We start from the raw sequence: 11,548 nt of genomic DNA on the forward strand, positions 1-11,548 counted from the left end.
TTGCTCGGCAGATCGGCTTGCAGCCGGTGACCACACCAGTGCGTAGCCCGCAGAGTAATGGCATGGCCGAGAGCTTCGTGAAGACGATCAAGCGTGACTACGTGGCGCACATGCCCAAGCCGGATCGAGAAACGGCGTTGCGTAACCTGGCAATTGCCTTCGAACATTACAACGAGCAGCATCCGCACAGCGCCTTGAACTACCGTTCACCGAGGGAGTTCAGGCGCTTGGCAGTGGCATCAATTTAACGGGGAGTTGGTGTCCGGTTTTGTAGGGGCAAGTCCATGCGATCTTTTGATCTTTAACTGATATCTCGCCGAATTCGCACAACGCCCATCTTCATCCCAAACGGACGAAACACGGCGTTCAGCGACTTCAGCGTCTGATTACCCTCACCGTGTTCGATGTGCACCAGGGTACGCACCGAGATCTTGCACATTTTCGCGAACTGGGTTTGATGCAACCCCGTCACTTCTACACGTAAGCGGCGAACGGCTTCGCCGATCTCAAGCGTTCCCTGTGCCAGCGCTTCCCTTATGTTTTCAATAAGCACAGTGCGTTCGGCAACGGTCAGGCTCATTTCAGATCCCACTCTTTCAATCGCTGCTCCAGATTCTTCAATGCGATGCCTGGGTGATTCATGGTTCGGTCCGGCAGACCGCTCTCGGTCAAAATATCGGGAAGGGCCGCGAGGCCTTTTGCATCCATACGCAGGCGCTCGAATGAATCAGGCGCGTCGGCCAAAGCAGCCAAGGGATCATCCGGGTCTGCAATATCAGCCAATGCACGACAAACGCCTCGCCAATCGACATCACCCGCCCTTTCCAACGCTTTCGGCCATTTAGTCGTACGGGTAACGCCTTCATCGTCCATGACCATCGGCGCCAAGTCATAAATGGGCGCAAGTCGAAACGAACTTGCCCCACGAATGATCGCGGTATTGCGGCCATGGTTATCCGAGTTACCGAGAATTTTGTTGATCAGATCCCGACGCAAGTAGTCCGCCACCAGATCGGGAATCTGATTCGCTTGCCCTGCCTCACGCCAAAGACCGGCAAGCATGCGAATCACGTCCAAATGGTCCATCGCGCTGCCTGGTGTTGTCACGTTAGCCAGCGAATAAATCGATTCGACTGCGTAACGCTCAACACCTTGAGCGGTTACCCGACGGTCAAAACGCTGCATCCACAAGCTGGGTTTGGTCGCTTCTTCCAATGCCAGCCCCTGTGATGCGACCGTTTCGATGCCTAACGTCTGAAGGGCTCTGTAGTAGTGGAATTCACTTCGCAAAATGTCCTGATCGGTCTGGTTGCCTTTGTTGCGGGCAAACTTCACAAACCAGTGTTGACTGACCTCTGAATCCTCAAGGACTGCATCGGGGAACAGGAGGCCCGCCTTGTCCTCTGCCAACAGAAGCTTCGGTGCTTCCCCCCCCGCCCCCGTCGCACCGCCAATGGCGGCACCCAGTTCATAGGCGTACTCGAGAAACCGGTTGTCACGCAGGATCACGTCCTGACGCTGAAATCCAATGGGCTCTCGCTCATCCACAGATTCGGCAGACTCCTTTATCCGCATGTTGCCGATGGGTGCCGCTGTACTTCGACCCAACAGATAAAGATCGGCGCTGATGCCTGCGGGTTTTTCTTGCCCCACGCGAGCAAGAAGAAAACGTTTCGCCGCACCGGCAGGAGCGATGTCATGGATGAAGGCTGGTACAGCGGATCGCCGGCTATCCCATTCCAATGGGAACCGTACACTCACAGCTTTTGAGAACGGCGACCCTATCTCGTCGAAGTTATCGAAGAGATAGGTGGTTTGATAACCGAAATCGCAGCGACTCTCGAAACCCTTTTCGGGGTCAGCGAAACTCAGAATCATCGCGTCATGCCATTGCCCTGCCGTGAATATCTGTAATGTCAGGTCGTACATACGCTTTGCACCTGCATTTAAATGCACTTTAGCGAAGGGTTTTCATTAATAACTGCAATATAGTGCATATTTAATCGATGACCACGAATACATCTGCAACAAAATGCAGAAAAGCACCCATAACGGCTTTCCCAACCCATGTGCTGGCAGCACATGCGAATGCGCCGCCAGCGCGTTGATCATTCCGTTGGCACTAACCTGTCCAGCACCCGATTAACCGCCAGCTCTGCCAGCATCACCACCTGAGCGATGCCTTGCAGGGTTTTGCGGTGGGTACCTTCAACCTGCGCGATATGGTTGTTGATCATAACGGTGGCCGAGCCAAGGGTCTCAGTGGCATCTGCCAGCAAGGACTCGTTGTCGGCCTCGGGGCTTGCCATGTACAGCGTGTTGGGTTTGTAAGGCGCGGCCATGATGTCGGCCGCCGATGGGCGGAGATAGTGGTCGAGGGCGCGCTCTGCGGCTTCGTGAAATTTCTTTGAATCGGGCGATTCGTAGGGGGATGCCGAGTCTGTCGTCGGTGGGTTTGGCGTTGGTTTGAACATGGTGACTAACCTCTGTGAGGCCGCCATCTTTTCACCGCTAAGCGAAAGGGTGGCGGCTGTGCGCAAGTTAGCGGACCGGTAGTCACCAAAAACCCGGTGCACCCGAAGGTGCCATGCGCACAGCCACCATCAAGTGCAGGCGAATGCCTGACTGGATAGATATGTGCAACCGTAGTGACTAGCCGGGCCGCTAAGCCCGATCACTGGAAATCAGTGATGCAAACCAAGTTACGCAGCCAGCCAAAGGCGCACAAGCCGGCGGATTCTGGTGCATGCGTAGGCAGCGGCGCAAGGATTTGTAGGTCGCAAGACGTAAAGCCAACAGGCTTTAAACAAGAGTGACGACAGAGGTTTACCGCACAAGAATAATTGGCGATTTATCTGTCTTGTTTCACCTACATGCCGATCAGGCACAGGCTCAAGGAGTCACAATGCGTTCGTCATGCGGGATGGCTCCTACACCCTGTAGGAGCTGCCGCAGGCTGCGATCTTTTGATTTTGTCTTAAGCGAGTTTCTGCGCCAGCACCGCAATGTGCTCCGGGCCGATCCCGCAGCAACCGCCCAGGTGACTGGCCCCGCGCTGCTGCCAATCACGCGCCCAATGCAGATAACCCGGCGGATCGAGATCTTCGCGCAACGGGTCGAGTCCGTCATTGGCCGTGGCTTCTTTCGGCTGTGGCGGGAACGCGTTGGCATACGCGCCGATGTGAATCTTCACCCCCAGACGTTCGAAGGTTTCGCGCGCTGCATCAATGGCTGCACCGATCACTTCCGGCTGACTGCAATTGAACAGCAGCGTCTCGACGCCCAACTCGGCGGCCACCGCAGCGGCTTCGGCCACCGGCTCGCCGGAGCGCAAGCGCGGCACTTCGTCGGTGTCTTCGTCCTTCAAGGTAAACGACAACCAGAACGGTTTACCGTCCTGCGGCAGCCCGGCGTGGATGACGCGCGCCTCGACGATCGAGCTCTGGGTTTCCGCCAGCCACAGGTCAACGTGCGGGGCCAGACCCTTGACCAACGGGTTGAGCAATTCGGTCACCCGGGACGCCTCGAACAGATCCGGGCGATAGGAGCCGAACAACGGCGGCAACGAACCCGCGACCCGCACGGCTTTGCCCGACGCCTCTACCGCACGCCGCGCCAGTTCACCGGCCAATGCCGCCAGCGCCTGACCTTCAGCGGCGAAACGCTCTTCGCCGATGTGGAATGGCACCACCGCGTAGCTGTTGCTGGTGATCACATTAGCACCGCTGGCGATGTAGGCGGCGTGTACCGCTTCCACCGCTTGCGGCGCTTCGCTCAGCGCCAGCGCCGACCACTCTGGCTGCCGGAATGGTGCACCGGCGCGTTGCAACTCACGGCCCATGCCGCCATCGAGAATTACTGTGCTTGCTGCGCCCATATGCCTTTCACTCATAAGCTTATGAAAATAACTCACTACCAGAGTCGTTCTTATAACTATTTAATACGCACCATTCGGTTAATAACAACCTCTTTTTTTACCAGGGATCGACTGTGAAATTTCAACCGCTACTGGCCCTGGGCCTGACGATTCTGGCCGCCTCCACCCAAGCCTTTGGTGGCGTCACGCTGGATCGCATCGAGCAAAAAAGAGAGCTGGTCGGCGTGTTGATGGAAAGCTATCCACCCTTCTCGTTCCTCAACGATCAGAACCAGCTCGACGGCTTCGACGTTGATGTGGCCAAAGCCGTGGCGGACAAACTCGGGGTCAAGCTGCGCCTGGAAACACCGTCCTGGGATGTCATCGCCGCCGGCCGCTGGAGCGGCCGTTACGACATCTGCATCTGCTCGATGACCCCGAGCAAGGCCCGCGCCGAAGTGTTCGATTTCCCGGTCGAGTACTACGCTTCGCCAGCCGTGATCGTGGTCAACGCCAAAGACGGTCGCATCCACAGCGCCAAGGATCTGAGCGGCAAGAAAGTCGGCCTGACCAGCGCCTCCAGCTACGAAAGTTATCTGAACAAGAATCTGGTCATCGAAGGCGCGGAAGACACGCAGTTGCAGTACCCGTTCGAGGAGGTGCAGATCGCCCCGTATGACACCGACAACGTCGCCTTCCAGGACTTGGGCCTGGGTGCCGGCGTGCGTCTGGATGCGATCCTCACCAACCTCGTCACTGCCCAGCCGCGCCTGAATGAAGACAAACGCTTCAAGCTTGCTGGCGAAGCGCTGTACTCGGAGCCGAACTCGGTGGCCATCGAAAAGGGTGACGCCCAGTGGGATGCGAAAGTGCGCGAGGTATTTGCGCAGCTCAAGCAGGACGGCACCCTGAGCAAGCTCTCGCAGAAATGGATCGGCGCCGACATCAGTCAATGACTTCTTTCCCCACTCCACCCCAGCCACCGCAACCGGTGGCTGAATCACGTCTGCGCCGGCTCTTCGGTTTTCGTACGCGGCTGTACCTGACCTGGGCAGTGATGTTCTGCCTGTTCGCCGGGTTCTTCCTGAGCTTCGACCTGAAGTTCTCGATCATCCTCGACAAGCTGCCCAACCTGGTCGGCCTCAAGCTGGCACCCAACGGCTTCTTGCAAGGTGCGGCGCTGACGTTGTTTCTGTGCGTATGCTCGATCGTCACGTCGTCATTGCTGGGCTTCGTGACGGCTTTGGCGCGACTGTCGAAAAGCGCCGTGGCCTTCGGCATCGCCAGTTTCTACGCCTCGTTCTTTCGCGGCACGCCGCTGCTGATCCAGATCCTGCTGATCTACCTCGGCCTGCCGCAGTTGGGCATCGTGCCCGGCGCCATCGTTGCCGGGATCATCGCGCTGTCGCTGAACTATGGCGCCTACCTCAGCGAGATCTTCCGTGCCGGTATTCTTGGCGTCCCGTATGGCCAGCGAGAAGCGTCGCTGGCGCTGGGCATGCGCGAGAGCGTGATTTTCTGGCGCATCACCCTGCCCCAGGCCATGCGCACGATCATCCCGCCGACCACCAACCAATTCATCTCGATGCTCAAAGACTCGTCGCTGATCTCGGTGATGGGCGTTTGGGAAGTGATGTTTCTGGCGCAGTCGTATGGCCGCTCAAGCTATCGCTACATCGAAATGCTCACGACCGCGGCGATCATTTACTGGGTGATGTCGATCGGGCTGGAGCTGATTCAGGCGCGGATGGAGCGGCATTACGGCAAGGCTTACGAGCGCCGGACTTAAGGTGTTCTGCAACAGCGCAGACATCATTCTGTAAAAACCCATCGCTATACAGGACGGCCCGCTTATAACAAAAGGCCGTCCACCATGCCCTTCCCGCCTCAGCGCCTGTCCCTCGCCATCGCCCTGTTGATCGCCACCACGGCCGCCCACGGCAAAACCGTGCAGATCGACACCGCCACCACCGCCGCGCAAACCTTGGGCGGCAGCGACACGCTGACGATTTCGGCGCCGGGCAGCATCACCAACAGTGGCAAGGCCGTCAGCCTGAAGGACAGCACCAGCGGCGCCGGGGTGGTGATCGATAACTCTGGCAAGATCATCTCCAGCGGTGGCCGGGCCATCGACAGCAGCGGCGACCTGACACAGGCGCGCAACTACGCCCTCTACAACCGCAGCGGCGGGCAGATTCTCGGCGCCAACGATGCCCTGCGCATCGACAGCAACTTCGTCAGCGGCAGCCTGTTGATCGACAACAGCGGCATCATCCGCTCGACCACCGGCCAAGGGCTGGATCTGGATGCGCTGCGCAGCGACGGGGTGAAAACCACGATCATCAACCGCGACGGCGGATTGATTCGCGGCGACGCCAGCGACGGCATGAAGACCGGCGCCAACGCGACGATTACCAACTACGGCGAGATTTCCACGGGTGACTCGCATAACGCCGACCAGAAGTACGACGGTATCGACATCGATACGGCGACGGGCGTTTCGATCACCAACTACGGCATCATTTCCGGCGGCCGCCATGGCATCACCACCGACCTCGGCGCAACACTGATCAACTACGGGCAGATCACCGGGCGCAATGGCTCCGGCTTCGGCTCCGATGGCGACGGCACGGTGATCAACCACGGCACCATCACTGGCGCCTACTCCGGGCTGCAACCCAACGGTGACGGCGACGGCGTGGACATCGACAAGATCGCCCATATCGAAAACTACGGCACCATCCAAGGCGTCGGCGCGGGCGGTGTCGACAAGGGTGGTTTTGCCAATGGCAGTGAGGGCATCGCCCTCGGCGGCGGCTACATTCTCAACGCCAGTGGCGCGCTGATCAGCGGCGCCACCAGCGCTATTCTGGTGGACGACGGCAGTGGCGGCTCGGGGCTGGCGGCGACCACGCTGGAGAACTTCGGCACCATCCAGGGGCTCGACGGTTTTGGCGTGATGTTCGTCGGCGAGTTTGCCGACAGTGTGATCAACGGCGGCACCCTCAGCGGCAGCAATGGCCTGGCGCTGGACATGGGCGCTGGCAACGACAGCCTGACCCTGCGCAACGGCAGCCGCTTCGTCGGTGCCGTCGATGGCGGCAGCGGTTATGACCGGGTGGTGATGGACGACGCCGCGGGCGGCAACTTCGGCCAGAGTCGCAACTTCGAGTGGCTGGAGGTCAGGCAAGGCGCGTGGACGTTGACCGGAACGGGTGACTTCAGTGACGGCGGCGCCGTGCGCAACGGTGCGACGCTGATCAACCAGGGTGGTATCGCCGGCGACCTCACCGTGGATGCCGGTGGTGTATATGCAGGGGGCGGATCGGTGGGCAGCCTCAACGTCAACGGCACATTACGTACTGACACGAGTCTGGGCCGAGCGACGATCGTGCATGACTTGAACATGAGTAGCGTTTCCACCCTCGCCTACGGCGTCAATGCCGACGGCAGCAACGCGCCGGTGCAGGTCGGCGGCACCGCGAATCTCAACGGTGCGACCCTGGCGGTGAATCCCGGCAGCGGCACTTATCCGTGGCAGAGCCATTACACCGTGCTGCAAGCCGCGCAGGTCAACGGCACCTTCGGCAAGATCACCAGCGACTACGCGTTTCTCACGCCGACGCTGGCCTACACGCCGACTCAAGTCGACCTGACCTACACCCGCAACAACGTCGCCTTCAATGAGTTCGCCGCCACCGGCAACGGCAGCAACGCCGCCACCAGCCTGGCCTAAATGGGCAAGAACAACGCGCTGTACAACGCCTTGCTCAACACCACCCAAAGCACCGCCGGCGCGGCCATCGAACAACTGACCGGCGCCAGCAATGCCAACCTGACCAGCGCCACCCTCGGAGCCAGCAGCCAGGTCGGTAGCAGCATGCTTTCGGCGATGCAGCAGATCAGCGGCAGCCCGGGGCTGATGGTCGGCCTCGATCAACGAGACACACCGGTGTTGGCGGCCAACGGCGTACCGTCCGAGGCGCGCAACCTGAATGATCCAAACGCTCGCGGCCGCCTGTGGCTGCAAGCCATCGGCGGCTACGGCAAGCTTGACGGCGAACACGGCAGCAGCGGTCTGGAACAACGCACCAAGGGCAGCGTGCTCGGCGCCGACTGGTCGCTGAATCCGCAATGGCGTCTGGGCGTGCTCGGCGGTTATTCGAAAACCGATCTGGACGCCACCGGCGTCGATGGCAATGTCGAGAGCTGGCACGCCGGCGTTTATGCCCTGCATCAGAACGGCCCGATCTCCCTGCGCCTCGGCGCGGCCTACAGCGGCCATCAAGGTGAAAGCAAACGCACCATCGCTTTCAACGGTTTCAGTGATCGCCCCAAAGGCGACTACAACGCTGACAGCCAGCAAGCCTTCGCCGAACTCGGTTACGCCATGGGCAGGGGCCGCCTCAGCGCTGAACCGTTTGCCAGCCTCGGCTATCACCGCTACCACCGCGACAGCTACAAGGAAAAAGGTGGCGCCGCGGCGCTGCAAGTCGACAGCCAGACCCAAGACAACTTCAGCAGCACCTTCGGCCTGCGCCTGGCGCACCTGAGCAGCCTGGACAACGGCATGAGCGTAACGCCACGCATGGCCGCCGGGTGGAAACACACCTATGGCGATGTCAGTAGCTCGACGCGTCAGGCGTTTGTAGTCGGTGGCACGGCGTTCAGTGTCGATGGCAGTTCGCTGGATCGCGACAGCCTGGTGCTGGAAGCCGGGCTGGATGTGGGGATCTCGGCGCGGCATACCTTGGGTGTGGGATACAGCGGCGAGATCGGCAGCAACAGTCGCAATCACGGGTTGATCGGGCAGTGGCAAATGAGTTTTTGAGGTTGAACAGCCGGCGGGGTCTTGATTGGGTGTAGGAAAAGGGGTCGGTGTGGTCGAGCAAAAGCACCGGTTCCAGCTCTGCTGGAAGTTTTCTACAAAATGATGCGACGTCGCCTGCAAGACTGCGGGAAGCAGCCGACATCGGAATTTTCGGTGCATCAATAGAGTTGGGGCTCCTGCTAACAGAGGCCCGACTCAATGCCCATTCGACACACGTTCAAACCAAAACACCTGGCTTTGGCCATTTCGCTGGCAGTGGCTTGCGTAGAGCTTGCCATCGCTCAGCAACCCGCTGAAGTCGCTGATTCAACCGCCGTAGCGAATGCTATTGAATTGTCCGAAACCAGCCCTAAAGAAATGGCGCTTGAACGACTCAAGGGATTTCTCACCGCCCCAAGTACGGTGCCCATCGCTTTTAAAACCCCTGAAAAAACGTTTAAAGGTACCGCTGTAAACGATCTGATAATGCTCACGGACGGCGCAAGCTTTACCGGCCTGGTGGATGGTGGCGAGGGGGATAACGTCCTGTTCCTGGATGCAGCGGGAGGCGGCGAACTGAAAGACACACGTAATTTCAACGGCTTGGTCCTCAGCCGGGGCGACTGGGCGCTGAGTTCCAAGGGAGACTTCAAGGAAGGCGTGCTGGTGCACAGCGGTAGCGCTTTGACCAACCTGGGGAGCATCAAGGGCGACGTGTATGTCGAGAAAGGTGGCAGCTTTGCAGGTAAAGGTGCGGTGGGAAGCCTGGAGGTCGCCGGCCTGCTCACCGTCAATGAGGTGCTAGGCAGCCCGCGCGTGAAAGGCGACTTGCGCTTGTCCCCAACCGCCGAACTGGCTTATGGGGTCACCCCCGGTGGCAGTCAAACGATCAAGGTCGATGGTACTGCCAGGCTTGAAGGCGCCACCCTGAAAGTCGTTGCGACTCCGGGAGAATATCCGCAAAGCAGACAGTACAAAATCATCGAAGCCGCCAAGGTAGAAGGCGAATTCGGTACGGTTATCAATGACTTGGCCTTTATGACAGCCACACCTCAATACAACAAAAAATCCGTCGGGCTGACTTACGCCCGTAACGGTGAGCCGCTTGCGAGCGCTGCCACGACAGACAACGCTCGTGCCGTGGCAGAAAGCATTGTCGAACCACAAGCGCCTGCGCCTTCCACGACTCGAACTCCAGCGCCATTGACGGCGTCTGTACCGGTTCCGGTTCCAACTTCAGCGTCGACGCCCGTTGCAGAGTCGGTCCCATCGCCAATGCAGGACGAACCTCTTACTGCACAAGCTAACGAGGCCGCCGATCAGCCCACTCCTGCGCCAGTGGAACCCGCAAACGCAGCCGTCGCCGCGTTACTGACCAGCGACAAAGCCACCGCCCCGATCGCCATCGAACAACTCGCCGCAGGCAGCAACGCCAACCTCGCCAAAGCCACATTGAGCGCCGTCACCCCCGTGAGCGCGAGCATGCTGTCGGCCATGCGCCAACTCGATAACCGCAGCGGCTCCGTCCATGGTTCCGGCAACAATCCTCGGCAGGCCGCAGGCGGTGCTGACTCCGGCCGAGTCTGGGTCCAGGCCCTCGGCCATGGCGGCAAGCTCGACCGCGAATTCGACAGCACCTTGAAGCACGCCACCCAAGGTCTGGTCATGGGCGCTGACTGGCGGCTCGATGAGAACTGGCATGTCGGTCTGGTCGGCGGAAAATCCCAAACCAGACTCGACGCCCGTCAATACGATGGCGACCTCGACAGCTGGCACCTCGGCGCGTACGCGGTGCGTCAGGATGGCCCGTTGGCCCTGCGTCTCGGAGCCACTTATGCCAGCCATGACGGCAGCAGCAAACGTCGGGTGGCGTTCAACGGATTCAGCGATCGCCTCAAAGGCAATTACGACGCCAACACCCAGCAAGCCTTTGCCGAACTGGGTTTCAATCTCGGCCGCAACAACGTCACGCTCGAACCGTTCGCCAGCCTCGGCTATCAACGCTATCAACGCGACAGCCACAGTGAAAAAGGCGGGGACGCGGCGCTGAAGGTATTCGGGCAAACCCGCGACAACCTCAGCAGCACCTTTGGCCTGCGCACGGCAAAAATCAATCGCCTGGACAACGGCATGAGCCTGACACCACGGTTCAGCGTCGGCTGGAAACACACCTTCGGTGAACTTGACAGCGACACACGCCAGCAACTGGTCAAGGGTGGCAAACGCTTCGAAGTGGCCGGTGCCACGCTGGATCGCAACAGTCTGGGCATCGACGCCGGTCTAGATCTCGGACTGTCGGCCAACCACACATTGGGCGTGGGTGTTACCGGTGAGTACGGTACCGAGAGCCGCAATCACGGCGTGATGGGCCAGTGGCGAATGGCGTTCTGATGATCTGAACACCATCACTGTGGGAGCGAGCCTGCTCGCGAAGAGGGAGTGTCAGTCGCTGTTGCTTGACTGATAGACCGCATTCGCGAGCAAGCCCGCTCCCACAGAGGAACAGCGTTGATCTGAAAACACAGGCGAAAAAAAAGGTTCTTCACGGATTACCGGGAAAGACGCTCTTGATTTTCATGAAAAAGAATTCGCTATCCCGGTAACCGTATGCCATCCGTTTGATAACCTTTATTCGATTGTTTATGCCTTCCAACTGCCCCGTGTGCATCGGCCAGCGAACCCGGCTGACGATTCCCCGCCAGTAACCCTTGAGCCGTTTGGCGAACAGGATCAGAGCCGGTATCGCGCTTTCATGAGCGTGGCGCAGCCATTGCTTCCAGGCTGATCTCCAGCCCCAGGCGGTACTTGGCGTCCAGAGCGTTTTGAGTTCAGCTTTCATCAAGTAGACCGTCATCAACGCTTGGTTGGCCGCCAGCAAATCC

The 11,548-nt window shown here is 59.5% G+C and carries 9 protein-coding genes and 1 pseudogene; 5 read left to right on the plus strand and 5 right to left on the minus strand.

Going from position 1 to position 11,548, the window contains the following annotated elements; translation table 11 throughout:
- Positions 1-248 (plus strand): integrase core domain-containing protein (locus CKW18_RS29160; RefSeq protein WP_141233150.1); only part of this gene is annotated, 248 nt, incomplete at its 5' end.
- 53 nt (positions 249-301) lie between these two features.
- Here CKW18_RS29160 and CKW18_RS29165 read toward each other — a convergent pair.
- From CKW18_RS29165 to CKW18_RS29180, 4 genes are all read right to left on the minus strand, one after another.
- Positions 302-580 carry a helix-turn-helix domain-containing protein gene (locus CKW18_RS29165; protein ID WP_095191927.1) on the minus strand — a complete coding sequence of 93 codons (279 nt, stop codon included), beginning with the start codon at positions 578-580 and terminating at the stop codon, positions 302-304.
- Entirely contained in the window at positions 577-1,929 is a 1,353-nt protein-coding gene (locus tag CKW18_RS29170) for a HipA domain-containing protein (protein WP_095191928.1), read from the minus strand. Before CKW18_RS29170 ends, CKW18_RS29165 begins: the two co-directional genes overlap by 4 nt.
- Positions 1,930-2,108: 179 nt before the next feature.
- Entirely contained in the window at positions 2,109-2,474 is a 366-nt protein-coding gene (locus CKW18_RS29175; RefSeq protein WP_095191929.1) for a DUF6124 family protein, read from the minus strand.
- A gap of 503 nt (positions 2,475-2,977) precedes the next feature.
- Positions 2,978-3,877: a homocysteine S-methyltransferase family protein gene (locus tag CKW18_RS29180; RefSeq protein WP_095191930.1), complete on the minus strand. Its 900-nt coding sequence runs from the start codon at positions 3,875-3,877 to the stop codon at positions 2,978-2,980.
- Between the two features lie 113 nt (positions 3,878-3,990).
- Between CKW18_RS29180 and CKW18_RS29185 the strand changes: the two genes are divergently transcribed.
- The 4 genes and pseudogenes from CKW18_RS29185 to CKW18_RS29200 all read left to right on the plus strand — a co-directional run bounded on the left by CKW18_RS29185 (position 3,991) and on the right by CKW18_RS29200 (position 11,057).
- Positions 3,991-4,812 carry an ABC transporter substrate-binding protein gene (locus CKW18_RS29185; protein WP_095191931.1) on the plus strand — a complete coding sequence of 274 codons (822 nt, stop codon included), beginning with the start codon at positions 3,991-3,993 and terminating at the stop codon, positions 4,810-4,812.
- Positions 4,809-5,645: an amino acid ABC transporter permease gene (locus CKW18_RS29190; protein ID WP_095191932.1), complete on the plus strand. Its 837-nt coding sequence runs from the start codon at positions 4,809-4,811 to the stop codon at positions 5,643-5,645. The genes CKW18_RS29185 and CKW18_RS29190 overlap by 4 nt, the downstream gene beginning before the upstream one ends.
- 84 nt (positions 5,646-5,729) lie before the next feature.
- A pseudogene (locus CKW18_RS29195) lies at positions 5,730-8,687 on the plus strand (autotransporter domain-containing protein).
- A gap of 198 nt (positions 8,688-8,885) precedes the next feature.
- Positions 8,886-11,057, plus strand: a complete 2,172-nt coding sequence (locus CKW18_RS29200) for an autotransporter outer membrane beta-barrel domain-containing protein (protein WP_095191933.1) — start codon at positions 8,886-8,888, stop codon at positions 11,055-11,057.
- A gap of 151 nt (positions 11,058-11,208) precedes the next feature.
- On the opposite strand, the gene CKW18_RS29205 is transcribed toward CKW18_RS29200, so the two are convergent.
- Positions 11,209-11,548: transposase (locus CKW18_RS29205; RefSeq protein WP_141233058.1), on the minus strand; the 340-nt coding region annotated here is incomplete at its 5' end.

This window comes from Pseudomonas sp. Irchel 3E19 (assembly GCF_900187585.1).
In the GTDB taxonomy this organism is placed as follows: Bacteria; Pseudomonadota; Gammaproteobacteria; order Pseudomonadales; family Pseudomonadaceae; genus Aquipseudomonas; species Aquipseudomonas baetica.

What these genes read in the sequence shown, in the direction of transcription:
- CKW18_RS29165 (WP_095191927.1), bottom strand. Translation starts at nt 580, where the DNA reads ATGAGCCTGACCGTTGCCGAACGCACTGTGCTTATTGAAAACATAAGG.
- CKW18_RS29170 (WP_095191928.1), bottom strand. Translation starts at nt 1,929, where the DNA reads ATGTACGACCTGACATTACAGATATTCACGGCAGGGCAATGGCATGAC.
- CKW18_RS29175 (WP_095191929.1), bottom strand. Translation starts at nt 2,474, where the DNA reads ATGTTCAAACCAACGCCAAACCCACCGACGACAGACTCGGCATCCCCC.
- CKW18_RS29180 (WP_095191930.1), bottom strand. Translation starts at nt 3,877, where the DNA reads ATGGGCGCAGCAAGCACAGTAATTCTCGATGGCGGCATGGGCCGTGAG.
- CKW18_RS29190 (WP_095191932.1), top strand. Translation starts at nt 4,809, where the DNA reads ATGACTTCTTTCCCCACTCCACCCCAGCCACCGCAACCGGTGGCTGAA.
- CKW18_RS29200 (WP_095191933.1), top strand. Translation starts at nt 8,886, where the DNA reads ATGCCCATTCGACACACGTTCAAACCAAAACACCTGGCTTTGGCCATT.